Source organism: Effusibacillus consociatus (assembly GCF_042652925.1).
GTDB classification, from domain to species: Bacteria; Bacillota; Bacilli; order Tumebacillales; family Effusibacillaceae; genus Effusibacillus; species Effusibacillus consociatus.
In genome coordinates this window covers 16,137-40,076 of sequence record NZ_JBHSHC010000052.1, presented here as the reverse complement: position 1 = coordinate 40,076, position 23,940 = coordinate 16,137, and the positions used below count along the sequence as shown (strand labels likewise).

The following is a 23,940-nucleotide window of genomic DNA, read 5'->3' as shown; positions in this document are numbered from 1 at the left end:
AGTACTGATAGAATAAAGGGGGGATATTGAATTGAGAGTGTTTTCCGAACGTGCTGGAGATTTGTTGTCTCAAGTTTCCAATCAGACAGCCGCCTGTATGATCTCAACCGTTACGAATCTTACAGCCGCCTGTTTGGTAACGAATGCTGTTACGTCGAACCTTACGGCCGCCTGTTTGATCGCAACTGTTACGAACCTCACAGCCGCCTGTTTGATCTCAACCGTTACGAACCTTACGGCCGCCTGTATGATCTCAACCGTTACGAACCTTACGGCCGCCTGCTTGCTGGCGAACCAAACTCTTGTTGACCGGGCTGTGCAGGATGCAACTACCACGGCAGTTACAACCGCAAGTACCTCTTTGACCCCGTCCACGACAAGAAACGTGCTCACATTGTCCCAGTTTTCACTTGGTGTGTCGAACTCTTGCGCAACCGGACTCGTTGTCCAACTGCAGATTAGCCCGGATAATGTCAACTTCACCAACGACACCGGCACTTTCCTGGTGCCGCAAAACGATGCCAGAAGCTTCACACCTTCACGTTTTGCCAAATATGCGCGGCTTCAATACGCAGCGCAAACAGCCGGCTGTACCGTTACCTTCGTCGAATTTTTCCAAGGACAAGTATAACTGCAAAAAACATCCGCCCCGTCAGGCCGGATGTTTTTATGTGCAAGAATTTGCATTCAATTCAAGAATTCTATTAATTACCGTTCGACAAAATGCCTGGATCGAAAAATGTTCCGCATACATATCACCGCTCAGAAATTTATCAATATTTCTGAGATAAGCAGCATACTGCTCGTCCGATACTTGTTGGAGACGCTGATAAAGCTCTTCATAAGATTGAAATTGCCGAAGATCAATAAACGTATCCGGCGGAATGTATTTGCCAATGTTAACAGCCCCCAGATACACCGGGACGCACCCGCTGCGAAAACAATCAAATATTTTTTCGGTTATATATCCGTTGGCCCCGCCCATATTCTCATAGCAGATCGCAAACTTGTATTGAGACAGGACTTTGCCTTTTTCTTCAACCACTCCGCGGTAAGACGGGAACTGCCCTGAATCCCAACCAAACCCGTACAGATCAAACTCCTCCGGATGATACTGTTCAAAATAGCGAATCGCCCGCTCCCGTTCCGAGTAGAGTTCAAGCGGATGCTCGGAAGATTTGCGGCTGCAGATCATCGTGCACAATTTTTTCTCCTGAAACGGTTTTCCAAGATATCGCCGGTCCGGTTGCGGATGTTGAATTTTTACATACTTCTGATGGTCAACAATGTCGTCGTACCAGGTGAAGATCGTCCCAAAGTGGCGGTAATTTTCTGCAATCCAATTGTTTGCATGCGTAGTGGGGGGTTCCCATAGAAACAAAAGCATTTTCCGCTTGAAGTTTTCCTTCGTCAAATAACGCAAGAAATAGTTGGACTCAAGATCCAGAAAAAATGAAGGAATGTCAAAAAACAGCAGGTAATCACATTCCATGACATCGCCCTGGTCGATTGTATCCAGTTGGAACCCGTGATTGCCCAGTTCGGATTTTAAATGATAAAGAGGGGACAGACAGTCATCTCTGTTATTCGGAGAATCAAGCCGAAAGATCTCATTATTCCGGTTCATCTGTTCATAAATGTTATGCAAGAGAATTTTCTTCATGGCCGATTCCTGCGAAAATGAAATAAACCGACAGTCTCCTGTTTCGAAGACATCTGTTCCCACTCTTCCAGAGAAATCAATTTGTTTCCGTAAATAAATGCGGCTTCCACCAGACGAAAATCGGAAAACAGGGCCAGAAATTTCTTCAAATCAAAAATCCGCTCCGCATTAAAAACAATCCGTTCAATTCCGATTGGCACCGACAGGTACAGATTCCCCTCTGGAGCAAGAACCCTTTTCAATTCATAAATGGCTTTTTCGCTTCCCAAAGGGTCTATCTCATCTCCATATCTCCCCAATCCAACGTGCTCAACCACACACAGCGAGGAAATCGACTTGATTTCCCGGTCCCCAAAAGGAAGTTCCAAAATGGATCCTTTCCGGCATTCCAGTCCCTTCAATTCCACTGGCAAGGGGCGGATATCAATGCTGCATACTCTCGTGAATTGAGATAAAATCCCCACCAGTAAGGCAGAAGATCCAACATCCACATGATACTCAGGTTGATTCTCGAAAACTTTTCGGGCGCACCATGTATCTTGATAGAAATAATGGTGGTCCGGAATCGGGGTTTCCGGAACATCCTCCCCCAGGATCGGAGTAAAGACGAAGGGGATGTCAGGGTCACCGGCCAGTCTGAAATATTCGTTCAAGTCGGAAACATATTTCAGCAAACGCTCATCAAGGGGGGGAGGGGTAAGAATTCTGAATACGTCAGAATAAAAAGGTTTGCAATCTGTTTGTTTGTCATATAAGAAAATCACAGGTCCGGCATATGACAAATCTTTTCGTATGGATTGGGCGATCTGTTCCTGTTCTTCGAAAGCGGAAACCACGATCATGTCGGGTGGGTCTTCAAGGACTTTGACGGCCGGCTGCAGGTTGATCCTGGAGTTATGGTCGCCTGTCCATTCATCTTTGATGATGAAATATTTGAGATTCTTTTGAAGAATAGGAGTGTATCGGATCAATTTGTCCGTATGTTCGGCTGACCCGTATATCGCAACAGATTGAGTAAGATCAATCCCCTTGATGATTTCGTGCACTTTGCGCAGAGTCACAATCTGCTGTTCGTCATAAGCAACACTAAGATCCAACAATCTTCACCCCTTCCTGTTTTCCCGATACCAGTCCACGGTTTGTTGCAGTCCTTCAGACAGTTCAACTTTTGCTTTGAATCCAAAATATTGTTTTGCCTTTTCAACATTGAGACATCGTCTGGGCTGACCGTCCGGCTTGCTGGGATCCCATCTGATTTCACCTTGAAAACCGATTTTCTCCACAATAAGTTCTGTCAGCGATTTGATTGAAATCTCTCGTCCGGTTCCGATATTCACCGGCTCCTCACCATTATATCGTTCTGCTGCCAGAATAATGGCGTCCGCCGCATCTTCCACATACAAAAATTCCCTGGTGGCTTTCCCGGTTCCCCACACCACGATATGGTCCTTTCCCTGCTCTTTCGCTTCCAGACATTTCCTAATCAGTGCCGGGATGACATGGGAGGTTTCAGGATCGAAATTATCTCTTGGTCCATAGAGATTGACAGGCAGCAGAAAAATCGAATTGAAGCCATATTGCCGGCGATACGCCTGTGACTGCACCAGCAGCATTTTCTTGGCCAATCCGTATGGAGCGTTGGTTTCTTCCGGATACCCCTGCCATAAATCTTCTTCCTTAAACGGAACGGGGGCAAATTTCGGATAGGAACAAATCGTGCCGCATGCCACGAATTTTTCGACATTGGCGAGACGTGCCGCCTCCATCAAATGGATTCCCATGGACAAATTTTCATAAAAGAACTTTCCCGGATTGCGGCGATTCGCTTCAATCCCTCCAACCGAAGCGGCCAAATGAATAATGATATCCGGTTTGACGTTTCGCACGAGCGAGAAAGCAACTGCCTGGTTCCGTAAATCATGCTGTGTGCTTCTCGGAACCACAATATCGGCACAGTCGCTTTTCATCAGGCGTTCCACCACATGCGAACCCAAAAAACCTGCTCCGCCGGTAACCATGATCTTTTTTTCTTTTAAACCATTCATGGGAATCCTCCATCATCCATACGGTTTCTTTAAAAACAGAGAAAATGCCGTGTAATTGGCATAAGGAGTCACAAAACAGGTTTTGTAATCCAGCAGTTTAAAGTATTGGTTTATATCAAACTCCTTGGCGGCCCGAATGTTGTACAATTCATACTCGCGAATTACATCCTCATCCACTTCAAACGGTCTTTTTTCATAAAGTTCCTGGTTGCCATATACTCGCAACCCTGACGGTTCAATGAGCAATCGTTGAATGCGCTCGAGCCGGTCAATGGGACTATGGAGCTCATCCGGACTCTCCGGATTATAGCTGGCCGATACCCCAATCCCCTCTCCATAATCGAAGGTTAATCCCATAATTCCGCCCGGCTTCAGTACACGGGCCATTTCCCGCACTGCCTCTTCTTTTTTCCGATCATCCATATGCTCGATGACTGAAATCGAGCTCCCGGAATTGATCGACCATCGCCTTCATTTCCCTTACGACAGGATTGGAATGCAGTTCTATCATATCCTCATAGTCCATTGATTTGTTGTATCGCAAATAAAGAACCCCCCCTTGACCCTGGTTATCGAACGGTTTCAAAAAATTGGGAAAGGGCTTCGGAAACTTCCGCCTCGATCAAATCATCGACTTTCAGCAGTTCATATGAGTCTGTAATCATGACAAGAGCCAATTCGGCCCCCTTACGCTTTTTATCCTGTTTCATTGCTTCAATGATTTTGTTTTGATCCAGCATGAGATCCTGCACATTGACCTTCAGAATCGGAAGAAGGGCATTTTCCGCCAAAAATCGTTCCTGCCGCGACGAAAGAATTCCCCTTTTTTTGGAAACCACATTGGCCAGCAGCATTCCAAGGACAACCGCTTGGCCATGGCTTACGGCAAAATCGGTTGCAGATTCGATTGCATGCCCGAAACAATGTCCAAAATTCAACAAATTGCGCCTTCCGGTATCAAACTCGTCCCCTTCAACGTAACTTTGCTTAATCAGGAGTGATTGATGAACAGCTTCTAACAGTGCTTTATCATCTTGCTGCAGGATCGCGGGAAGTTGGGCAATCAATTCTTTCGTACGTTGTTCTCCCCCCATAAGATGAAGCTTGGCCACTTCTCCGAGCCCGCTGAAGAAATCCAGCGGATCCAGCGTCTTCAAAAAAGGTGAATAAATATAAACCTCAGAAGGTGGATAAAAGGTTCCAATCCAATTTTTATAATGCTTAAAATTCAAGGATGTTTTACTGCCTATACAGCTGTCCGCCTGAGCCAGCAATGTCGTCGGAACAAACACCCAATTGACTCCGCGGTAGACGGTAGATGCCGCAAAGCCTGTAATATCCTGGGTAATCCCGCCTCCAATGGAAACAATCGTCGTACTTCTTCTCGGAGACCGCTGGATGATTTGCTCATATAAATCTTGTACCGTTTCCAGATTCTTTCGTTCTTCATCAATCGAAAGCACGATTACATCCCTGCTCTTTAATTGGCTCAAACATCCATCCGCATGATGATCCCATACGCGGCTGTCCGCAACATAGACACAGTTTGGAAGATCCTGTAACTTCAAAAGAAAATCGGTGGTTTCCGTAAAATACACCTTGTAATCTCGAATTTTGGAGGATAAAGACAATTCGCCTAAAGACATGTGTATCCCCCATCCACAAATAGGATTTGGCCTGTAATATAGCTGTTTTTGTCAGAGCATAAAAACCCCACAACTTCCGCTATTTCAGCAGGATCTGCCAATCGCCCGACGGGAATGGTTTCGGCAATGGATCGTATTTCCGAATCCGAATTGTTTTGTCTCGTCAGCTCTGTATTGACAAACCCCGGAGCTACCGCATTCACCAAAATGTTGTATTTCGCCAATTCAACCGCAAGGGTTCGCGTCAGTCCGTTTAATCCTGATTTACTGGCTGAATAGACCACTCTCCCCGGTTTCGATACAGAACTCCAAATGGAACTGATATTCACAATACGTCCATAATTCCGACGCCTCATGGACGGGACGATCCCGCGAACTAACCGCATGGGTCCAATCAAATTGATTTGAAAAGTATCCTGGAGATCGGAATCAAGAAGATCCAGACAACTTGCAAGCGGGTTAATGCCTGCATTATTGACAAGAATATCGATCGGTTCGTTGACCAACGAAAGGTATTGGTCGATAGAATCATTTGACAATAAGTTCAATTCACTTCTAGAGGGTGCTAAGACCCTAATACCCTTCTGCCTGAAGAGATTTACAATGGCCTGGCCGATGCCCCGGGAAGCGCCTGTTACAAGAGCGGTGCGGCCATTACTCATAGATTCCTCCCGCTTCCTGAATTAATCTGTCGTAACGGGATTGGAGCATTTCAATGCGAAGCCTGTCTTCCTCAAAAATCATTCCATAAAAATCACGTTTATTTTTCAGCCACATCAGTTCAAATCCAACCGCTTTCAAAATGCCTTGAGGACCCTGTTTCCCCAGTGCTTCCGGACACTTGAAAAGCACTTTTCGCGTTTCATACCGGTCGACTAACCCAGCCGGCAATTGATGGATAAAATCAATTGTTTCGGCCGAAACTCCGCCGCCAATCACGCATTCTAACGATTTCTCCTTCGCTTTTGTAAAAAGGGTTTCAGCAATTTCAAGCATTTTGGGCGAATTTACATCTTCCCGGGGTAATCCCAATGAACCTGTCATATCGACCCGCCCCAAGACTATTCCGTCCAGTTCCTCAATTTCCTGACACGCAAGCATCGCATCCAAATTGTTGTATCCGTAAATGGTTTCAATATTGATTAAAAACGAAACTCCATCCCTCTCATCTTTGGGAAACGCCAATTTGATGGCCGAAAAATACTTTTTTAACGCATAAGGGGACTCAATCATCGGAGCGACAATCTGAGCCACTCCGATCGCCCTCGCATCATACATATCTTTCAGGGCTTCGCATCCTCCAATTTTGATCGTTAAGTCAAGCCCTGCTTTTGTGACAACTTCTTTTAAACGCAATGCTTCTTCCAGGCGCGTTCCTTCCGCCTCAAATTCAGCCTTAACCCCTGTGACATGGTGATTCTCTTTGAGATCCCTTAACACTTGGACCATCTTTCGTTCTAACGGATTCATGATGTCCCCCTTCTTCCAAATTCTTCAATTTTGTGCCGACAGCAACAGTTGATACAAGAATATGGAACAAAGCGGGTTAAAGTGACACGTCTGATTGAAAATAGGCATTATAATATAACGGATCTTCGGCATAAAGGGGTGACATATGAACATTGTTCTTACAGGGGGCAGCGGGTTTATCGGGAGGAATATACTTGAATTTTTATCGAAAAAATATACGATTACGGCTCCAAGCCGTCAAGAGTTGGATTTAATTGACGAAAAAAAGGTCAGACACTTTTTTGCAACAAACAAAATCGATATCATCATTCATTCTGCCGTGAAGCCGGCCCATCGGAATGCTAAAAATTTGAATGATATTTTCTATCACAATACAAGAATGTTTTTTAATCTGATTCGCAACCGTGAATTTTACAGTAAGATGATTTTTTTAAGTTCCGGATCTGTTTATGATATGAGACATTACACTCCCAAAATGAGTGAAAGCTGTTTTGACCGGCACGTTCCGGCGGATGAACATGGATTTGCAAAATATGTCTGTGCCAAACATATTGAATTATTGGAAGATATTGTTGAACTGCGTCTGTTCGGGGTGTTTGGAAAATTTGAGGACTATGCGATCAGGTTCATTTCCAATGCCATATGCAAGACGCATTTTAATTTGCCAATCACAATCAAACAAAATCGAAGATTTGATTATCTCTATGTCAACGATCTGATGCAAGTGCTTGAATACTTTATTCACAACAAGCCGAGCCACGCCGCCTATAATGTCACTCCAAACGAATCGATTGAACTCGGCACAATTGCTGAAATCATACTCGCAATATCGGGCAAGGAGTTACCGATTCTTGTTCAACAGCCCGGTCTGGGAATGGAATACAGCGGTGACAATACCCGTTTGTGCCGAGAAATTGAAGCAATGAAATTCACGCCGATTGAGGAAGCGATCCATCAACTCTTCAACTGGTATTCATCCAACTTGCATGTCATCAACAGAGATCTCTTGCTGGTCGATAAGTAAATTGCAAGGAGAGGGATTATGATCAAAGTATCTGATTATATCGCCAAACGTTTGGTTGAATATGGTGTGAAAGATGTTTTTATGATTACAGGCGGAGGGGCGATGCATCTTAATGATTCGATTGGAAAATGCAAACATCTCCGATATGTATGCAATCATCATGAACAGGCATCCGCTATTGCAGCTGAAGGATATGCCCGCACTGCAGGAAAACCTGCGGTTGTGATTGTGACAAGCGGACCTGGAGGCACGAATGCACTGACAGGCGTTTTTGGGCAATGGGTGGATTCTGTGCCAGTGCTTTATTTATCCGGACAGGTGAAGCAAGAAACAACCATTGAACGTTGCAGGGAAATCAGGTTGCGGCAGCTTGGCGACCAAGAACTGAATATTGCCGATATTGTGAAGCCTTTTACCAAATTTAGCTGCATGATCAAAAATCCAACAGAGATAAAAAAACTTCTGGACAAAGCTGTATATATCGCAACCCACGGCCGTCCGGGTCCGGTTTGGCTCGATATTCCTCTGGACGTTCAAGGAGCGATGGTGGATGAACAGAAGCTCATTGAATATGATCCAAAAGAAGATGCTGTGAATTTCACATCAGAAACAGTCCGTCTGCAGGCAAGCGAAACGATCAAACTGTTGCAAAATGCGAAGCGTCCGGTGTTTCTTGCCGGCCACGGAATCCGTATTGCCGGCGCCCAAGAACTTTTTCTGGATCTTGTAAACCAAATGAAAATTCCCGTCGTATCTTCATTTAACGGTTTTGATTTGATTCCGACGGAGCATCCGTTATTTATCGGCAGAATTGGCACAATCGGCAGTCGTGCCGGCAATTTTGCGCTTCAGAATTCCGATCTTCTGCTTGCTGTCGGTTCGCGAAACAATATCCGGCAGATCAGTTACAATTGGGAGGCATTCGCAAGAGCCGCAAAAAAAATCATTGTTGACATCGACGCCGCCGAATTGCAAAAACCCACAATCGTCCCGGATCTTGCGATCCATGCCGACGCAAAAGATTTTCTTCGAGAGATGAAAGTCCAGCTCGAGAAGGAACAGCTCCCCTGTTGGAAAATGTGGCTCGAATGGTGCACGGAACGAAAATTTCGTTATCCGGTCGTTTTGTCCGAATATCATGAGCAAAAACAGTGGGTCAATCCCTATTACTTTATGGAACTGTTAAGTGAATCATTGCCGCATCATGCGGTTGCAGTCGCTGGTGACGGAACGGCTTGCGTCGCATTATTCCAGGCAGGCATTGTCAAAAAGGGACAGCGATTCTTCTGGAACTCGGGATGTGCCTCAATGGGCTACGATTTGCCGGCCGCCATAGGGGCATGCTTTGCCAATAACAAAAAAGATGTGATTTGTTTGGCAGGCGACGGCAGTTTGCAGATGAACATTCAGGAACTTCAGACCGTTGCCCATCACCAATTGCCGATCAAACTATTTGTTCTTAACAACCGCGGTTACCTGTCCATTAAGCAAACACAAGAATCTTTCTTCGCAGGCCGATATGTGGGATGCGATCAACACTCCGGAGTCAGTTTTCCTGATATTACAAAAATAGCGGCCGCCTATGGATTACCAGCAGACACAATCGACAACCAACGCAACATGCGGGACAAAATACAAAAGATCCTGAACACGCCAGGACCTTTCGTCTGTGAAGTCCACCTGACTCCCAACTATCGGTTCAGTCCCAAACTTTCCTCCGAACGAAAGCCGGATGGCCGGATTGTATCAAAGCCTCTGGAAGACATGTATCCGTTTTTGGATCGTGAAGAATTCAAACAAAATATGTTGATAAGCGAATGGCAACAAGACCCCGGCACCTGACAGGGCCGGGGCTCTTTTAACCTTTCATTCCGACCGCTTTCTCCAGAACGGTTGCCGCATACTCAAGCATATCCCGAGTCAATCCCGGGTATACGCCAATCCAGAAGGTTTGGTTCATAATCTGGTCGGTATTTGACAGTTTCCCGACAACTCGGTGATTGATCCCGCGATAGGCAGGTTGTCTCAACAAATTGCCACCAAAAAGAAGACGCGTCCCAATCTTATGTCGTTCCAACATTTGTACAAGTTGATTTCGTGTTACCGGACACTCTGCACGAACCGTAATCGGAAAACCAAACCAACTCGGCTCGCTGTGCGGAGTCGCCTCCGGCAAAATCAGAACCTCTTCTTTCTCTTTCAGAGTTTCCCGCAAAAAAGCAAAATTCTCCCGACGCTTGGCGATAAATCCGGGAAGTTTCTGGAGTTGCGCCAGACCTACCGCAGCTTGCATATCAGTAGGTTTCAGATTATATCCGATATGGCTGTACGTGTATTTATGATCATATCCACGCGGAAGATCGCCCAGCTTCCAATCAAATCTTTTGCCGCATGTATTGTCTTTTCCGGGAGCGCACCAACAATCACGTCCCCAATCGCGAAACGATTCCACGATTTTCTTCAAAAGCGGATTTGAGGTAAGAACCGCTCCGCCTTCACCGGTGGTAATGTGATGAGCCGGATAAAAACTCACTGTCGCCAAATCCCCAAAACTTCCTACTTTCTTTCCCCGATATTCAGCCCCGACCGAATCACAAGCATCCTCAATCAACCATAAATGATGTTTTTGAGCTACACGCTTGATTTCATCTAAATTAAAGGGGTTTCCCAGGGTATGTCCGATCATAATCGCTTTGGTAGATTTGCTGATCGCTGTTTCCAACAAGCTTGTGTCAATGTTGTAAGTTGGAATGTGCACATCGAGAAACACCGGAATTAACCCATTTTGAATAATTGGATTAACGGTAGTTGGAAATCCTGACGCTACAGTAATTACCTCATCACCAGGCTGCAAACGCCGTTCCCCCAGTTGAGGGGAGGTTAATGCGGAAACAGCAAGCAAATTGGCGCTGGAACCGGAGTTGGTTAAAATAGCGTAACGTGTACCCATAAAACGGGCAAATTGGTGTTCAAACTCTGAAGCATATCGGCCCGTTGTTAACCAAAAATCAAGAGAAGCATCGATGAGATAACAAATCTCCTCTGCGTCAAACACTTTTCCACTAACAGGAATATAGTCTTCCCCGGGGTGAAATGAACGTTCCCCCCAATTCATTTGATAGTATTGACGTGTCAGTTCTAATATTTTTTCTCGAAGTTCCTTAGCAGACGAATACATAGCGGTTGTTTCATCTCCCCACTATACTTTGTGACGACTCGAATTGAAAATTGATTGATCTTCTGAAACCATCCCCCCTTAGATGAAGCTGAGTTGAATAATATCCCTTGATCAATATATGTATACAAAATCACATCGCGCATTGTACAAGAAAACCAGCACTTTTGGGTGCTGGTTTTTACACGGATCGATCCCCCGTATACTTCGGACGGTCAAGGGAGAACCGATCCCCGAGCTTTGTATACTCCGTTCCCGCTAATCGTGCGACCGGACTTAACTCCTCAACCTTGATCCGACCATTTTCGATCATACGGTCATCAACATGGAAACAGACTACTTCTCCGATAATGAGGTCGTAAGCCGGTCCGTTTCCCAGTTCAAGTATCTGGTGCAGTTTACACTCCATGGCAACGCTGCACTCCCCAACCCGGGGCACTTTTATTTTTTCGCTTGGAATTGTGTGCAGCCCCGCCCGTTCCACTTCCGATATGTTGGGGGGATACGGACACGAGCAATGGTTGATCTGTTCGATCAGCTTTTCTTCTGTAACATGAATCACAAATTCCCCAGAATTTCGAATATTGCGCGACGTGTCTTTGCACTCCCCTCCATCTTTTCGACCTACCGCAATCGAAAGCATGGGAGGATCGTCACACACCACGTTAAAGAAACTGAAAGGAGCTGCATTCACTGTTCCTGTTTCACTCAGTGTTGTGACAAATGCAATCGGTCTTGGCGTGACCAGACCAATCAACAGTTTATACACTTCAAGGTCGGATAGATCTTTCGGATCCAGTCTCATAAGAGCCTCCATGAGTTCATATAGCTTTCATCTTCTATCCCGGCTGCCGTCTTTGTTGCATAGAGCGGACGGAACGTATCCACCATTACCGCCAACTCGTGAGTTTCTTCTTTCCCAATGCTTGCTTCCACCGTTCCGGGATGCGGTCCGTGGGGAATGCCGGCCGGATGCAGTGTAATGGAGCCTGTCTCGATTCCTTTTCGACTCATAAAGTTCCCGTCTACATAATAGATCAATTCATCGCTGTCCACATTGCTGTGATTATAGGGAGTAGGGATCGCCAACGGATGATAATCATATTTCCTCGGCACAAACGAACAGACAACAAAGTTATGCCCCTCAAATGTTTGATGAACCGGCGGCGGCTGATGAATTCGTCCGGTAATCGGCTCAAAATCCTCAATATTTAACGCATAAGGGTATAAGTAGCCGTCCCACCCAACCACATCAAACGGATGATAGTTGTACAAATAGGAAGTAATCTGTCCGTGTGCCCGAACCCTTACCTCATAATCCCCTTGCTGATCAAAAGTTTCCAACTGCTCAGGAACTCGAATATCCCGCTCGCAATAAGGAGAATGCTCCAATAATTGCCCGTGTTCGTTTCGATAGCGTTTTGGCGGTACAATCCCCGAACGGGTTTCGATGACCAGAAATCGTGATCCATTGTCGTCAGGTACAATCCGATATGTGGTTCCAATAGGAATTAAAAGATAGTCCCCCGGTCTGTAAGCAATCGTTCCGAACACGCTCTCCAATCGTCCATTCCCTTCGTGGACAAACAGAAGTTCATCGCCTTCCCCGTTTCGGTAAAAATAGTTCATCTGCTCCGTGGGAGTGGATACCCCAATCGCAACATCCTCGTTCACGAGGAGATGTACCCGCGATTCAATCGGATCACCGGAAGAAACAGCCGCTTGCGTCTTAAAATGGCGATGCCGTAACGGTCCTCGTTCCTCAAGACAAGGTTGGAAAGGCTGCACTCCGAGAATTTCCTTTACCGCGGTTGGCGGACGATGATGATACAAAAGCGACTGGATCCCCGAGAATCCCTTTGTGCCCATCAATTGCTCCGCATACAAGCTGCCATCCGGTTTCCGGAATTGGGTATGTCGTTTATGAGGAATCTCCCCCATACGATTGTAAAAAGGCATCGAATTCTCCCCCTACTGAATGATATTCCGTAAAACACCCAGTCTTTCAACTTCCAACTCCACAATATCTCCCGGCTGCAGCCAGGGGACATTTTCCGACCCCAGTTCCAAAATGCATCCCGTCCCAACTGTCCCCGAACCGATCAAATCCCCCGGGTATAAAGTGACGTCTTCTGATGCTCTGGCGATCATCTGGCTGAACGACCAGTACAGGTCTTTCAGATTTCCGCGCGATACTTCTTGTCCGTTAATTCGGGCCACCATTGTCAAATCATATCCGTTTCCCGCTTTTTTATCTGCCAGCTCATCCGGCGTAACCAACCAGGGCCCGACCGATGTTGCGAAATCCTTCCCTTTTGCCGGACCAAGCCCCACCTTCATTTCCTGCTGTTGCAGGTCACGGGCACTCCAGTCGTTTAAGATCGTAAAGCCTGCAATATACGATTCTGCCTGATCAACGGCAATATGGGTACCCTTACGGCCGATTACACAGGCCACCTCAAGTTCAAAATCGAGCCGTTCTGTCTTAGTCGGCTTGAAAATCACAGAGTCCGGCCCGCAGATCGCTTGATGGTTTGAGAAATAAAACACCGGGATCTCGTACCATTCCGGAATCATGTCCAGCCCGCGCTTGCTGCGGGCCGTTTTTACATGCTGCTCAAATGCGTAGAAATCGCGGAAACTTCTCGGATGCGGAATTGGTGCCAGCAATTTTACAGCGTTTTCATCAAAGGATAGAAAAGAGGACGGTGTCTGCTCACACACCCGATAATAAACTTCTTTTGCCGCTTTCCGTCCATCCTCTTCCATCTCCAGAAATTCAAGCATCGACGAGGGCAATTGATGATCGAATGCAGCAGCGGCAGCTTCCACATCATAGATCCGCTCGTTGATCAGCCAGCCGAGACGTGGTTTCGAAGTAACCGGATTTTCGTAAGTGACGAGTTTCATCAGAGGTTCCCTCTTCTCTCCTGTTCTCTCTCAATCGCTTCAAATAGAGCCTTGAAGTTGCCTTTTCCGAACCCTTTCGCCCCTTTGCGCTGAATGATCTCGAAGAAGAAAGTGGGACGATCGACAACCGGTTTGCTGAATATCTGCAGCAGATACCCTTCATCGTCACGGTCGACAAGAATATTGAGACGCTTGATCTCATCCAGTTCTTCATCGATTGCTCCAACCCGCGAGCGAAGCTCTTCATAGTAGGAATCGGGCACCGTCAAAAACTCTACTCCACGGTTCCGCAACTCCTGCACCGTATGCAAGATATCATGGGTTAGAAGTGCCATATGCTGCACGCCCGGCCCTTGATAGAAATCCAGATACTCTTGAATCTGGGATTTCTTTTTCCCCTGGGCCGGCTCGTTAATAGGAAACTTTATACGTCCGGTTCCATTGGCCATTACTTTTGACATCAACGCCGAATATTCCGTGGAAATATCTTTGTCATCAAACGATATAAATTGGGTAAATCCCAGCACGTCCTGATAGTATGCAACCCACTCTTCCATTTTCCCCAGTTCCACATTGCCGACAATATGGTCAACGGCAACCAAACCTGTGGACGTGGCTTGGAATTGACCGGTATAGGGCCCATAACCGGGTGCAAACAACCCTTTGTAGTTGTCCTTCTCAATAAAACTGTGAATGGTGTCACCGTAAGTTTGAATCGATGCTTTGCGGTATTCTCCATATTCGTCGCTGACGGTTGTCGGCTCCATGACCGGCACTGCCCCGCGTGAAACGGCTGTTTGGAAGGCTGCATCGACAGAATCAACCCGCATGGCGATATCTTTAACCCCGTCTCCGTGTGTACGCACAAATTCCGCAATCGGATGCGTCTCAGTTAATGCCCCGCTAATGACAATCCGAATATCCCCTTGCTCTACTACATACGATACGCGGTCACGAATTCCTGTTTCCAGTCCGCTGTAGGCAACCGGCTTAAACCCCATGGCATATGTGAAAAAATAAGCGGTCTGCTTGGCGTTCCCCACATAAAACTCAACATACTCCAAGTGACGGATCGGCAAAAAATCGGACATGCTGTTTCCCCTTTCTCTCTTAACAAAATATTCACAATTTAAGCGTATTCAAACTGCGAAAGTCCCGCAAGAACATGCGCTAATGCGAATTCGCGTCGAATAGGTAAAGCAAAGAAGCGATAAAAAGTTTTGATGGGGAGTGACTTTTTTTCATTGCGGACGTCTATATGTTTGAAACTGGTAAAAGCAGGAGGAGAAGAATGGATACCGTTTTGAAAGTCGAAAACCTCAGCAAACGTATTGGAGCACAAACCTTGGTTGACAATATCACCTTTGAAATTCGGGAGGGAGAAATTTTTGGTCTGTTGGGTCCCAACGGGGCGGGCAAAACAACCACCATTCGGATGCTTGTCGGACTTGCTAAACCGTCCGCCGGCAGGATCTCCATTTGCGGCCATGACATCCATCATGAGCAGCGGGCTGCAAAGGACATTACGAATTGCAGATCAAATTGGCCGAATATAGACTCCAACATCAATTTGCAAGTTTTGTCGATTCGGAACTCCCTTATTTCACTAACGACGGGTGGTCGGCCAGTAAAGATTTTCTGCAAATTGGACCGCAAGTCTTTCTGCCTCTTCTTTCCGTATTGCTTGTGACGGATATCGTCTCGGGGGAACAAACGGGCGGGACGATCAAACTGCTCCTGACAAGACCCGTTTCCAGAGGAAAAATCTTGTTTGGAAAATATGTCACTGCAGTAACCGCAACCTCTTTTGTGAATGCATTATTTTTTGCTGTCTTGACTGGCGTATGCCTCCTGCTGTTCGGTTCGAAATTCTCTATGGAACCTGTCGCAGTCGGGGTGAAAACCGATTATGTTGAGAAGATGCTCAACGGGACTGTGCAAACGGCACCTGTAATTGACGTTACAAACGTTTCTGTGATCTCGATGCAGGAATTTGCAATTGGCGGCATGCTGTTAACCATTCTGGCCTCCATTGCTATGGGGACGCTCGGATTCTTCTGTTCCGTTTTGGTTCGTTCTGCGGCTGTCAGCACCGGACTTTCCATGGGGGTGGTCATCATTGGAATTGTCCTGATGAATGTCGGTCGCGGAAACGAATGGATGAAAGGATTGATCACCATCTGCTTCAATCTGCCGCTCGCATGGTCGGGCGAGTTATCCCGTCAGTTTGGCATTTCGGTCACACTGTTTCAGAGTTTGTTGGTGTTGTTCACCTGGTCGGTTGTGATGTACGGGATCGGACACCTTTTATTCCGTCGGCGTGACGTGTTGGCTTAAAAAAGAAGCCCTTATTTGGAAGGACTCCAATAAGGGCTTTTACTACTTCCGTTTACATACTAAAACCGGTCGATTTTTTCCCCTGTCACGATTCCGCACACCAGAAGCGGCTTGGGAACAGGGGTTGGACTGATTTCGAATGCCTCCCGAAGCAATGCCTTGACTTCCTCAAGTCTCGATTGGTTATTCACATGAAGAACCGCCAATGCTTCTCCTTTTTTCACCGGATCGCCGACTTTTTTGTTCAGCACAATTCCGACAGCCAAATCAATAACCGAATCCTTGCGTTCACGGCCCGCTCCGAGCATCATTGCAGATGTGCCGACCTTCTCAGCGTCAATATACGAAACGAATCCGTCTTCCTCCGCAAGAAAAGAAACCTGCATCTGCGCTTTCGGAAGCAGATCCGGATTGTCGATGACTGTCGGATCTCCTCCTTGAGCTTCCACGAACCGTTTAAACGTTTCCAAGCCCGCTCCTGCATGAATAAGTTCCTTCAACAGATTCTTCGCTTCATCGGCCGTGGGCGTTTTCCCTGCTAGAATCAGCATCTGAGACCCCAGCTCCAGACAAAGTTCTTCCAAATCAGCCGGACCCGCACCCTTTAACGTTTCGATTGCCTCTTTGACTTCCAACGCGTTTCCAACCGCATATCCGAGAGGTTGGTTCATGTCAGAAATAACGGCGACTGTTTTGCGTCCCAGTTGGTTTCCGATATCAACCATCGCCTTCGCCAATGAGAAAGAGCCCTCTTGGGTCTTCATGAAGGCACCTTCTCCGGTTTTCACATCCAGCACGATGGCATCGGCGCCGGCAGCCAATTTCTTGCTCATGATCGAGCTTGCGATTAACGGGATGGTATCGACTGTCGCGGTTACGTCCCGCAAAGCGTACAGTTTCTTATCAGCCGGTGCGATGTCCCCAGTCTGTCCGATCAACGCAATTTTAATCATATTTACATGATTTACAAATTGTTCTTCCGTCAATTCGACCGAGAATCCAGGAATTGACTCCAGTTTATCAATCGTTCCACCGGTGTGTCCCAAACCGCGACCCGACATTTTTGCAACCGGAACTCCCGCAGCGGCAACAAGCGGAGCCAGCACGAGTGTGGTGGTATCCCCCACCCCGCCGGTGGAATGTTTATCAACCTTAACCCCTTCCACAGCGGACAAGTTCACCATGTCCCCCGATGCAGCCATGGCCAGTGTGAGGTCAGCCGTTTCTCGTGGATCCATCCCCCGAAAATAAATCGCCATCGCAAGCGCCGCCATCTGATAATCGGGAATCGATTCGTCCGTATAGCCCCGGATAATAAATTCGATCTCTTCTTTTGTCAGCGTTTCCCCGTCCCGCTTTTTGCGGATTAGATCATACATGCGCATCAGCTACGCACCTCGGACAAAAAACCTTTTACAAGCGAAATAAATTTTGGACGCGTACGGTTTGCAACTTCTACCACCTGTTCGTGTGTCAAAGGCTCCAATTCTTCTCCAATGGCCAGATCGGTTACGCAGGATATGCCAAGTACTTTCAAACCGGTATGATTGGCGGCAATCACTTCCGGTACTGTAGACATGCCGACCGCATCGGCCCCAAAGTTTCGAAGCATAATCAATTCCGATGGGGTGCAATAGGCTGGACCTGAGATGGCTACATACACACCCTTTTGCACCTGAATTCCGTTCTTTTCAGCCACTTTTTCGGCCGTTGCAATAAGCTCTTTGTTATATGCCTGGGACATGTCAGGGAAACGTGCACCCAGTCTCGGATCGTTTGCACCGATCAACGGATTGCCGCCTGTGAAATTAATGTGGTCTGTGATCAGCATTAAGTCACCCGGTTGGAAATTCCGGTTCATGCCGCCGCAGGCATTGGTCACAACCAATGTGTCACAGCCAAGCTCCTTCATTACATACACCGGGAAGGTGATCTCTTTTTGCGAATAGCCTTCGTAAAAATGAAACCGCCCTTTCATCGCCACCACCGGACAGCCTTCCAGCGTCCCGATCACAAGTTTCCCCGCATGGCCTTCCACTGTGGAAACCGGAAAATTGGGGATCTCCTCAAAATCGATTACGGTTGCATTCTGGATTTCGTCTGCCAATACGCCTAATCCTGAACCGAGTATTAATCCGACACGGGGGGCCAAAGCGGTTCTGGAACGTATGTAGGACGCTGTCTCCTGGATCTTTTGAACAAATGACAAAAGAGATCACTCCCATTAAAGTTCTCGTACAATCTCACGCACGAGGGTGCTGAAAGTATTTTTGACCTTCTCCGCGGTTTCCATCACTTCATCGTGGCTGAGCGGCTGATCAAGGATTCCGGCCGCCATATTGGAAATGCATGAGATCCCAAGAACCCGCATTCCCATATGTTTGGCCACAATCACTTCCGGCACGGTGGACATTCCAACCGCATCGCCGCCAAATCCTCGCAGCATCCGAATTTCAGCGGGCGTTTCATAGCTTGGACCGGTCAGTCCTGCATAGACACCTTCCCTGAGACGAATTCCCTGACGATCCGCCACTTGTTTTGCCAATGCCCGAAGCTCCCGGTCATACGCGTTGGACATATCGGGAAAACGAGGGCCCAAATCCGGTTCATTATGTCCAATCAGTGGGTTCTGCCCGGTACAATTGATATGATCCTTGATCAGCATGAGATCCCCGGCTTCCCAATCCGGGTTAATACCTCCCGCTGCGTTCGTTACAAGAATTGTATTGATTCCAAGCTGTTTCATTACTCGAATTGGGAAAGTTACTTGTTCCAGCGAATATCCTTCGTAAAAATGAAACCGCCCCTGCATGACGGCCACTTTTTGACCGGCAAATTCTCCAAATACAAACCGACCGGCATGTCCCTCAACAGTTGAGACTGGAAAATGGGGGATTTCTCCGTAAGGAACCTTCTCTGCTTCTTTCACTTCTTCGGCCAAAACGCCCAGTCCTGAACCAAGCACCAACCCGATTGTCGGCTTGATCCTGATCTTTGCCTGAATCGCCTTAGCCGCTTCTTCGATTTTCTTCAGCAACCCTGCCATTGAATCTCCTCCTACCGCTTGATTCTGTCAAAAAAGCTCGTGCCAATCCCCGGATTCGGCACCCCGAAATTCTCGGCGATTGTCGCACCCAAGTCAGCAAATGTATCACGTATTCCGATATCGACTGCGGTTTGCAAACCGGAGTAATATAACAAAATCGGCACAAACTCCCGGCTGTGGTCGGTGCCGGGAGTCGTCGGATCACACCCGTGGTCAGCGGTGAGCACTAACAAGTCATCCTCCCGCATGGCCGACAGAATCTCGGGCAGCCGTCCGTCAAATTGCTCGATCGCTTTCGCAAATCCTTGCGGATCATTGCGGTGTCCGTATTTTGCGTCGAAATCCACAAGGTTCGTAAAGATTAACCCGCTCTTTACCTCTTTCATGAAAGCGAGTGTCTTATCCACGCCATCCATATTATCTTCCGTATGTTCGCCGCCCGTGATCCCGGATCCTCCATAAATATCCTCAATCTTCCCGATTCCGATCACATTGTAGCCGGCATCCTGCAGCTCATTTAAGACGGTCCGTCCAAACAGGAGGGAATAATCCCGGCGGTTGGCCGTGCGAGTGTATTGACCGTTGGACCCTACGAACGGTCGTGCGATGACGCGTCCTACTCCGTGCGGTCCCACCAGCATTTTGCGGGCTGTCTCACAATATTTGTAGAGCTCTTCCAAAGGAATGACTTCCTCATGGGCGGCAATTTGAAACACGCTGTCTGCCGACGTATATACAATCGGGTATCCGGTTCGCATGTGTTCATCGCCAAGTTCCTTCAGGATTTCAGTTCCGGAGGCAGGTTTGTTGCCGATCGTTTTGCGGCCAATCTTTTGTTCAAACTCTTCCATTATTTCTCTCGGAAACCCCTCAGGATAGGTGGGAAGGGGATGTTCCAGCCTGACCCCGACCATTTCCCAATGACCGTTCGTTGTATCTTTTCCGGCCGATTGCTCAGCCATTTTTCCGTACACACCGGTAACGGGTTCAGTAGGAACCCCGTGGATCGGATGAATGCGTCCCAGTCCCATTTTTGCCAGGGTGGGAATATTCAAGCCGCCAACAGCTTTTGCGATATTGGCGATCGTGTTGGATCCGAGATCCCCATATTCGGCGGCATCCGTCATTTCCCCGATCCCGCAGCTGTCCAGCACAATCAGAATGACTCGATTGAAACGATTCGACAATTAGATCTCACCCCAATCTATATTTTGCTTAACTTGTTCTTTCTTCCATATGTAAAATCCTGCCCAATTTATGTCTTCCATCTGCATGAGAAGCAATGCGGAGGCATTTGCCGGATTGGCGGGCCAATCGGTCTCCCCTTCCAGCAAATGCTGCAATTGCGTATTGGGAAAAAAGGGGCACCCAAACAATTGTAATGAGTGGAATACGATCTTGCAACGAAATTTCAAAACGGTCGCTAGGTTCGTTTTCTCAAATAAAGTGCAAAAATAACGAACGACACCACCAGCAAACCCGTTAGCCCACTATACAGGTTTCGATAGACTGCTTCAGGGCTTACCCCTTTCAGCCACAACATGAGGAATGCGACAATTGCCACTCCAAACGCCCCGCCAAAAAATTGAATCAGTTGGACCATCCCCATACCTGCACCAATCTGTTTTTCCGGTAAAATTCGAGAAATTTCATTGGCGAGGCTGGATGTTAAAGCCGAAAAACCGACACTTGTGAAAATATAACCAAAGAGAGTTACGTAAGGTGAAAAGCCGGATAAAACGGCAAATACGACCGTAGAAAATCCCAACAGACAGTGACCCGATCGGATGATCTGTTTATTGCCAAAACGATCGATCAGTCTGCCGATCCATTGTGCCGCAGCAGCAGAAAGAATCGCTCCCGGAAAAATAATCATCCCAATGATGCTGGGATCCTTGCCGAATAGCTCCTGCAGCATAATGGGCATTAAAAACAACAACGAAAAATGGGTAAAGAATGCCGAAAAACCGATAATCAGCAGCATTACATACGGTCTGTTTCGAAGCAGCTCAGGCTGAATAAAAGGCCTCTCCATACGCTGGATATGTTTCCGCAGGCTCCAGAGAACCGCGAAGCCAAAAATCAGCAAGGAATAATAAAATGTCGACAAGAACAACAAGAGTGAGGTTACACCTACTGCGGTCAGAATTGCACCAACCGCATCAAACCTTCCCTTTTGCGCTTTCTCTGCGGGAAACAGATTTTGATAAAAAGGCAATAACAGTAAAATCAATCCGGTCACTACGAATAAATACGACCATCCTAAGTACTCGGTAATCACACCGCCAATGATCGGCCCTAAACCGAATCCTAATGAAGCGGCGGATGCGATCATCGACATCGCCTTGCCTCTTCTGGTCACCGGAATATACCTGCTTGCCATCACCATACCAAGAGCCGGAACCGCACCTGCACCAGCCGCTTGCAATAAGCGGGCAGTCAGCAGCCACTCATAGCTGCCCGCAAGAAATCCTATAACCGAAGCAATTCCGAAAATAGTGATCCCTATATTGATAAGTCTCCGCAAGGGGATAAAATCAGATAAGCGGCTATAGGTAATCGTAGAAATCGCGAATGCAATCGAATACCCCGATACAATCCAGGAAGCTGCCGCCTTTGAAAGGCTGAAATCGACCAGCACACTCGGCAAAGCCACATTAAACATCGTGGTGTTCATCACAGTTAACCATACGCTGATACTCCAAATAAAGACTGCTCTGCTTTCATCTGCAAGCTCTTGCCTGTCTTGTTTTAAGGACTTGGTTGTCAGTTCTATCGACACTTGTTGTTTCCCCCAATTCATGGAACTCCATCACGAAATGAAGCAAAAAGGGGTACCCTTGAGGTATCCCCTTAATGTGTGTTTTGTTGGTAATGCTTCTTTATACCATGGGCCCGGAATACGTCTCGTTTCGAGCGTCTTCCTGCGCTTGACCAAGGCTCTCCTCGTTCCCTAACTGTTTAAAAGTTGTCAGGAGAACAAGTATTGTGGCAGCAAACACAAGCCCCGCCAAAAAAGCTAGCACTCCCATTGCGCGTCTCCTCCCCCAATCCCTGTCCCTCACAATATACGATACAAGGAGGAAAAAAATGACCGGAACGGAAGCTAAGCACGCGGATGTGTTTTTGCATACACTTCCTTTAGCCTTGACTTCGTAATATGAGTGTAGATTTGGGTAGTCGAAATGTCCGCATGTCCCAGCATCTCTTGAACGGAGCGCAGATCCGCCCCATTTTCCAATAAATGAGTGGCAAACGAATGACGCAAAGTGTGTGGTGTAATTTCTTTCTTAATATTGGCAGCCTTCGCGTATTTCTTGATAATCTTCCAAAATCCCTGACGGGTCAGGCGCTGTCCGTGGTGATTCACAAACAGGGAGACCTCCGACGGATCACGAACCAATTTGTTTCGGGAACGATTCAAATACTCATTCAACATTTTGAGCGCGATCGCCCCAAGGGGAATAATCCGCTCCTTTGCCCCTTTCCCGTAACACTTTAAAAATCCCATGTTTAGGTTGATATCTTCAACATTCAGAGACACTAATTCCGTGACCCGAATTCCCGAAGCGTAAAGCAGTTCCAGCATCGCTTTGTCCCGGATGCCGGTTCCTGTTGTCAGATCCGGTGAATCAAGCAATGCCTCCACATCCTTTACGGACAGAACTTGCGGCAAACGCTTTTCAATCTTGGGGGATTCCAGGTTGGATGTTGGATCACCATCAATTAACCCGTCTCGCAGCAAAAAATTGTAAAAAGCTCGGGTGCTCGCCAAATTCCGGGAGATCGTGGAGGTGGCCCGGCCTAATTTTTGCAATTGGGCTAAATAGGCAATAATGTTGGCGCGGCGTGTTTGGTTGATATCCGCTACACCGCTGTGCTTTAAAAATTCCGTATATGCGATCAAGTCCCTCTGGTAAGACTCCAGTGTATTTTGCGAGAGCCCCCGTTCTACGGCCAGGTAGTGAATAAAACGCTCGATTAACTTGTCCATCGGTTAAACTCCCCTTCTTGTCTTGCGATAGTATAATTCTACATCCAGGGGCGATTTCCTTCTGAGGGTTCTTGGTACGTTCTTCTATTATTCTCCGATGAAATAAAAAACCTTTAGCCGGTGGATAACTTCAGCCGCCCAGTCATCCCTCCATTGATCGAAATGGAAATCCGAGTTGACTTTTAGTGATTCTCCTTTTGGTTCACGGTATTTATCGGTAGGTTGAATCCACACATGCACAACCTCCATCATTTTAAACAACACAAACGAGAAAAGACAGATCAGCAGCACCATCTGTACCCATCTCGCAAGTTTACGCAATGAAATAACCATACAACACCCCCTACAGATGCATATGAAGCACCGGATAGAAAAATGATATTCCCAGGAGGTGTGAAAATGACTGAACAGCCGAACACATATATGGATAAGTATCCTCCGGCCCAACTTTCGGAAGAACAAGTGAGGGAATTGCAGGCGCTTGAACAGGAGCTATCTCAAAAAGCCGGAAGCCCGGTTCTGTTGATGGCTTTTCAAGCGGAAAAGTAGTCGGAGCGGTTAAAAATAAAAGGGAATTCCTTAACTTATCAAGGAATTCCCTTTTATTTATAAAAAAGCCCCGATTTCACT

Annotated in this window: 28 protein-coding genes; 6 read left to right on the top strand and 22 right to left on the bottom strand. The window is 47.0% G+C overall.

The window, feature by feature from the left end; translation table 11 throughout:
• The first annotated feature begins 97 nt into the window (after positions 1–97).
• Positions 98–631: a DUF6385 domain-containing protein gene (locus tag ACFO8Q_RS07745; protein ID WP_380025252.1), complete on the top strand. Its 534-nt coding sequence runs from the start codon at positions 98–100 to the stop codon at positions 629–631.
• A gap of 36 nt (positions 632–667) precedes the next feature.
• Here the strand turns inward: ACFO8Q_RS07745 and ACFO8Q_RS07740 are convergent, their stop codons facing one another.
• From ACFO8Q_RS07740 to ACFO8Q_RS07705, 8 genes are read right to left on the bottom strand one after another with little or no spacing between them, the layout of a single operon-like run.
• Positions 668–1,663, bottom strand: coding sequence for a glycosyltransferase family 10 domain-containing protein (locus tag ACFO8Q_RS07740; RefSeq protein WP_380025192.1), 996 nt, complete (start codon positions 1,661–1,663; stop codon positions 668–670).
• Complete coding sequence (locus ACFO8Q_RS07735) at positions 1,660–2,760, bottom strand: DUF268 domain-containing protein (RefSeq protein WP_380025191.1); 1,101 nt, start codon at positions 2,758–2,760, stop codon at positions 1,660–1,662. The genes ACFO8Q_RS07740 and ACFO8Q_RS07735 overlap by 4 nt, the downstream gene beginning before the upstream one ends.
• A gap of 6 nt (positions 2,761–2,766) precedes the next feature.
• Positions 2,767–3,708, bottom strand: a complete 942-nt coding sequence (locus ACFO8Q_RS07730) for a GDP-L-fucose synthase family protein (RefSeq protein WP_380025190.1) — start codon at positions 3,706–3,708, stop codon at positions 2,767–2,769.
• Between the two features lie 12 nt (positions 3,709–3,720).
• Positions 3,721–4,095: a hypothetical protein gene (locus tag ACFO8Q_RS07725; RefSeq protein ID WP_380025260.1), complete on the bottom strand. Its 375-nt coding sequence runs from the start codon at positions 4,093–4,095 to the stop codon at positions 3,721–3,723.
• A 28-nt stretch (positions 4,096–4,123) separates the two neighbouring features.
• Positions 4,124–4,252, bottom strand: a complete 129-nt coding sequence (locus tag ACFO8Q_RS07720; protein ID WP_380025189.1) for a hypothetical protein — start codon at positions 4,250–4,252, stop codon at positions 4,124–4,126.
• 25 nt (positions 4,253–4,277) lie between these two features.
• The gene (locus tag ACFO8Q_RS07715; protein WP_380025188.1) at positions 4,278–5,354 is read right to left on the bottom strand and encodes an AroB-related putative sugar phosphate phospholyase (cyclizing); all 1,077 of its coding nucleotides are present in this window, start codon (positions 5,352–5,354) and stop codon (positions 4,278–4,280) included.
• A complete protein-coding gene (locus tag ACFO8Q_RS07710) occupies positions 5,345–6,016 on the bottom strand; it encodes an SDR family NAD(P)-dependent oxidoreductase (protein ID WP_380025187.1) in 672 nt (223 codons plus the stop codon). The genes ACFO8Q_RS07715 and ACFO8Q_RS07710 overlap by 10 nt, the downstream gene beginning before the upstream one ends.
• Positions 6,009–6,824, bottom strand: coding sequence for an aldolase/citrate lyase family protein (locus tag ACFO8Q_RS07705; protein ID WP_380025186.1), 816 nt, complete (start codon positions 6,822–6,824; stop codon positions 6,009–6,011). The genes ACFO8Q_RS07710 and ACFO8Q_RS07705 overlap by 8 nt, the downstream gene beginning before the upstream one ends.
• A 145-nt stretch (positions 6,825–6,969) precedes the next feature.
• Between ACFO8Q_RS07705 and ACFO8Q_RS07700 the strand changes: the two genes are divergently transcribed.
• Positions 6,970–7,848 carry an NAD-dependent epimerase/dehydratase family protein gene (locus ACFO8Q_RS07700; RefSeq protein WP_380025185.1) on the top strand — a complete coding sequence of 293 codons (879 nt, stop codon included), beginning with the start codon at positions 6,970–6,972 and terminating at the stop codon, positions 7,846–7,848.
• 18 nt (positions 7,849–7,866) lie between these two features.
• Positions 7,867–9,690 carry a thiamine pyrophosphate-binding protein gene (locus ACFO8Q_RS07695; protein ID WP_380025184.1) on the top strand — a complete coding sequence of 608 codons (1,824 nt, stop codon included), beginning with the start codon at positions 7,867–7,869 and terminating at the stop codon, positions 9,688–9,690.
• Between the two features lie 16 nt (positions 9,691–9,706).
• Here the strand turns inward: ACFO8Q_RS07695 and rfbH are convergent, their stop codons facing one another.
• From rfbH to ACFO8Q_RS07665, 6 genes are all read right to left on the bottom strand, one after another.
• Complete coding sequence (gene rfbH, locus ACFO8Q_RS07690; protein WP_380025183.1) at positions 9,707–11,026, bottom strand: lipopolysaccharide biosynthesis protein RfbH; 1,320 nt, start codon at positions 11,024–11,026, stop codon at positions 9,707–9,709.
• Between the two features lie 178 nt (positions 11,027–11,204).
• Positions 11,205–11,828 carry a flavin reductase family protein gene (locus ACFO8Q_RS07685; RefSeq protein ID WP_380025182.1) on the bottom strand — a complete coding sequence of 208 codons (624 nt, stop codon included), beginning with the start codon at positions 11,826–11,828 and terminating at the stop codon, positions 11,205–11,207.
• Entirely contained in the window at positions 11,825–12,982 is a 1,158-nt protein-coding gene (locus tag ACFO8Q_RS07680; protein ID WP_380025181.1) for a homogentisate 1,2-dioxygenase, read from the bottom strand. Before ACFO8Q_RS07680 ends, ACFO8Q_RS07685 begins: the two co-directional genes overlap by 4 nt.
• 12 nt (positions 12,983–12,994) lie before the next feature.
• Positions 12,995–13,933, bottom strand: a complete 939-nt coding sequence (locus tag ACFO8Q_RS07675; RefSeq protein ID WP_380025180.1) for a fumarylacetoacetate hydrolase family protein — start codon at positions 13,931–13,933, stop codon at positions 12,995–12,997.
• Entirely contained in the window at positions 13,933–15,024 is a 1,092-nt protein-coding gene (hppD, locus tag ACFO8Q_RS07670) for a 4-hydroxyphenylpyruvate dioxygenase (protein WP_380025179.1), read from the bottom strand. The genes ACFO8Q_RS07675 and hppD overlap by 1 nt, the downstream gene beginning before the upstream one ends.
• Before the next feature lie 38 nt (positions 15,025–15,062).
• Positions 15,063–15,434, bottom strand: a complete 372-nt coding sequence (locus ACFO8Q_RS07665) for a hypothetical protein (protein WP_380025259.1) — start codon at positions 15,432–15,434, stop codon at positions 15,063–15,065.
• Here ACFO8Q_RS07665 and ACFO8Q_RS07660 point away from each other — a divergent pair.
• Positions 15,330–15,623 (top strand): ATP-binding cassette domain-containing protein, encoded by a 294-nt coding sequence (locus tag ACFO8Q_RS07660; protein ID WP_380025251.1) that lies wholly within the window; start codon positions 15,330–15,332, stop codon positions 15,621–15,623. The two genes, ACFO8Q_RS07665 and ACFO8Q_RS07660, sit on opposite strands and share 105 nt — an antisense overlap.
• The gene (locus ACFO8Q_RS07655) at positions 15,572–16,270 is read left to right on the top strand and encodes an ABC transporter permease (RefSeq protein WP_380025250.1); all 699 of its coding nucleotides are present in this window, start codon (positions 15,572–15,574) and stop codon (positions 16,268–16,270) included. Before ACFO8Q_RS07660 ends, ACFO8Q_RS07655 begins: the two co-directional genes overlap by 52 nt.
• A gap of 59 nt (positions 16,271–16,329) precedes the next feature.
• Here the strand turns inward: ACFO8Q_RS07655 and ACFO8Q_RS07650 are convergent, their stop codons facing one another.
• From ACFO8Q_RS07650 to ACFO8Q_RS07615, 8 genes are all read right to left on the bottom strand, one after another.
• Positions 16,330–17,655: a pyrimidine-nucleoside phosphorylase gene (locus ACFO8Q_RS07650; RefSeq protein ID WP_380025178.1), complete on the bottom strand. Its 1,326-nt coding sequence runs from the start codon at positions 17,653–17,655 to the stop codon at positions 16,330–16,332.
• On the bottom strand, positions 17,655–18,479 hold the full coding sequence (locus tag ACFO8Q_RS07645; RefSeq protein WP_380025177.1) for a purine-nucleoside phosphorylase: 825 nt from the start codon (positions 18,477–18,479) through the stop codon (positions 17,655–17,657). The genes ACFO8Q_RS07650 and ACFO8Q_RS07645 overlap by 1 nt, the downstream gene beginning before the upstream one ends.
• Before the next feature lie 15 nt (positions 18,480–18,494).
• Positions 18,495–19,316, bottom strand: a complete 822-nt coding sequence (locus tag ACFO8Q_RS07640; RefSeq protein WP_380025176.1) for a purine-nucleoside phosphorylase — start codon at positions 19,314–19,316, stop codon at positions 18,495–18,497.
• Positions 19,317–19,327: 11 nt separating this feature from the next.
• Positions 19,328–20,503 carry a phosphopentomutase gene (locus tag ACFO8Q_RS07635; RefSeq protein WP_380025175.1) on the bottom strand — a complete coding sequence of 392 codons (1,176 nt, stop codon included), beginning with the start codon at positions 20,501–20,503 and terminating at the stop codon, positions 19,328–19,330.
• Positions 20,504–20,739: 236 nt separating this feature from the next.
• Positions 20,740–22,098, bottom strand: coding sequence for an MFS transporter (locus ACFO8Q_RS07630; protein ID WP_380025174.1), 1,359 nt, complete (start codon positions 22,096–22,098; stop codon positions 20,740–20,742).
• A gap of 100 nt (positions 22,099–22,198) precedes the next feature.
• On the bottom strand, positions 22,199–22,348 hold the full coding sequence (locus ACFO8Q_RS07625; RefSeq protein ID WP_380025173.1) for a hypothetical protein: 150 nt from the start codon (positions 22,346–22,348) through the stop codon (positions 22,199–22,201).
• Between the two features lie 74 nt (positions 22,349–22,422).
• Entirely contained in the window at positions 22,423–23,310 is an 888-nt protein-coding gene (gene xerD, locus ACFO8Q_RS07620) for a site-specific tyrosine recombinase XerD (protein ID WP_380025172.1), read from the bottom strand.
• Positions 23,311–23,397: 87 nt separating this feature from the next.
• On the bottom strand, positions 23,398–23,643 hold the full coding sequence (locus ACFO8Q_RS07615) for a DUF4227 family protein (protein ID WP_380025171.1): 246 nt from the start codon (positions 23,641–23,643) through the stop codon (positions 23,398–23,400).
• A gap of 66 nt (positions 23,644–23,709) precedes the next feature.
• On the opposite strand from ACFO8Q_RS07615, the gene ACFO8Q_RS07610 reads away from it, so the two are divergent.
• Entirely contained in the window at positions 23,710–23,859 is a 150-nt protein-coding gene (locus ACFO8Q_RS07610) for a hypothetical protein (protein ID WP_380025170.1), read from the top strand.
• Positions 23,860–23,940: the final 81 nt, after the last annotated feature.

Bases quoted from the DNA above. Each gene is read 5' to 3' on its own strand.
- ACFO8Q_RS07665 (WP_380025259.1), bottom strand. From the start codon at position 15,434: ATGATGGATGTCATGGCCGCAAATGGAGATCCTGCCGGCGGACGGTTT.
- rfbH (WP_380025183.1), bottom strand. From the start codon at position 11,026: ATGTATTCGTCTGCTAAGGAACTTCGAGAAAAAATATTAGAACTGACA.
- xerD (WP_380025172.1), bottom strand. From the start codon at position 23,310: ATGGACAAGTTAATCGAGCGTTTTATTCACTACCTGGCCGTAGAACGG.
- ACFO8Q_RS07710 (WP_380025187.1), bottom strand. From the start codon at position 6,016: ATGAGTAATGGCCGCACCGCTCTTGTAACAGGCGCTTCCCGGGGCATC.
- ACFO8Q_RS07700 (WP_380025185.1), top strand. From the start codon at position 6,970: ATGAACATTGTTCTTACAGGGGGCAGCGGGTTTATCGGGAGGAATATA.
- ACFO8Q_RS07640 (WP_380025176.1), bottom strand. From the start codon at position 19,316: ATGGCAGGGTTGCTGAAGAAAATCGAAGAAGCGGCTAAGGCGATTCAG.
- ACFO8Q_RS07685 (WP_380025182.1), bottom strand. From the start codon at position 11,828: ATGAGACTGGATCCGAAAGATCTATCCGACCTTGAAGTGTATAAACTG.
- ACFO8Q_RS07745 (WP_380025252.1), top strand. From the start codon at position 98: ATGATCTCAACCGTTACGAATCTTACAGCCGCCTGTTTGGTAACGAAT.
- ACFO8Q_RS07705 (WP_380025186.1), bottom strand. From the start codon at position 6,824: ATGAATCCGTTAGAACGAAAGATGGTCCAAGTGTTAAGGGATCTCAAA.
- ACFO8Q_RS07680 (WP_380025181.1), bottom strand. From the start codon at position 12,982: ATGCCTTTTTACAATCGTATGGGGGAGATTCCTCATAAACGACATACC.
- ACFO8Q_RS07650 (WP_380025178.1), bottom strand. From the start codon at position 17,655: ATGCGCATGTATGATCTAATCCGCAAAAAGCGGGACGGGGAAACGCTG.
- hppD (WP_380025179.1), bottom strand. From the start codon at position 15,024: ATGTCCGATTTTTTGCCGATCCGTCACTTGGAGTATGTTGAGTTTTAT.
- ACFO8Q_RS07725 (WP_380025260.1), bottom strand. From the start codon at position 4,095: ATGGCCCGTGTACTGAAGCCGGGCGGAATTATGGGATTAACCTTCGAT.
- ACFO8Q_RS07610 (WP_380025170.1), top strand. From the start codon at position 23,710: ATGACTGAACAGCCGAACACATATATGGATAAGTATCCTCCGGCCCAA.
- ACFO8Q_RS07740 (WP_380025192.1), bottom strand. From the start codon at position 1,663: ATGAAGAAAATTCTCTTGCATAACATTTATGAACAGATGAACCGGAAT.
- ACFO8Q_RS07730 (WP_380025190.1), bottom strand. From the start codon at position 3,708: ATGAATGGTTTAAAAGAAAAAAAGATCATGGTTACCGGCGGAGCAGGT.
- ACFO8Q_RS07615 (WP_380025171.1), bottom strand. From the start codon at position 23,643: ATGGTTATTTCATTGCGTAAACTTGCGAGATGGGTACAGATGGTGCTG.
- ACFO8Q_RS07695 (WP_380025184.1), top strand. From the start codon at position 7,867: ATGATCAAAGTATCTGATTATATCGCCAAACGTTTGGTTGAATATGGT.
- ACFO8Q_RS07625 (WP_380025173.1), bottom strand. From the start codon at position 22,348: ATGGGAGTGCTAGCTTTTTTGGCGGGGCTTGTGTTTGCTGCCACAATA.
- ACFO8Q_RS07675 (WP_380025180.1), bottom strand. From the start codon at position 13,933: ATGAAACTCGTCACTTACGAAAATCCGGTTACTTCGAAACCACGTCTC.
- ACFO8Q_RS07715 (WP_380025188.1), bottom strand. From the start codon at position 5,354: ATGTCTTTAGGCGAATTGTCTTTATCCTCCAAAATTCGAGATTACAAG.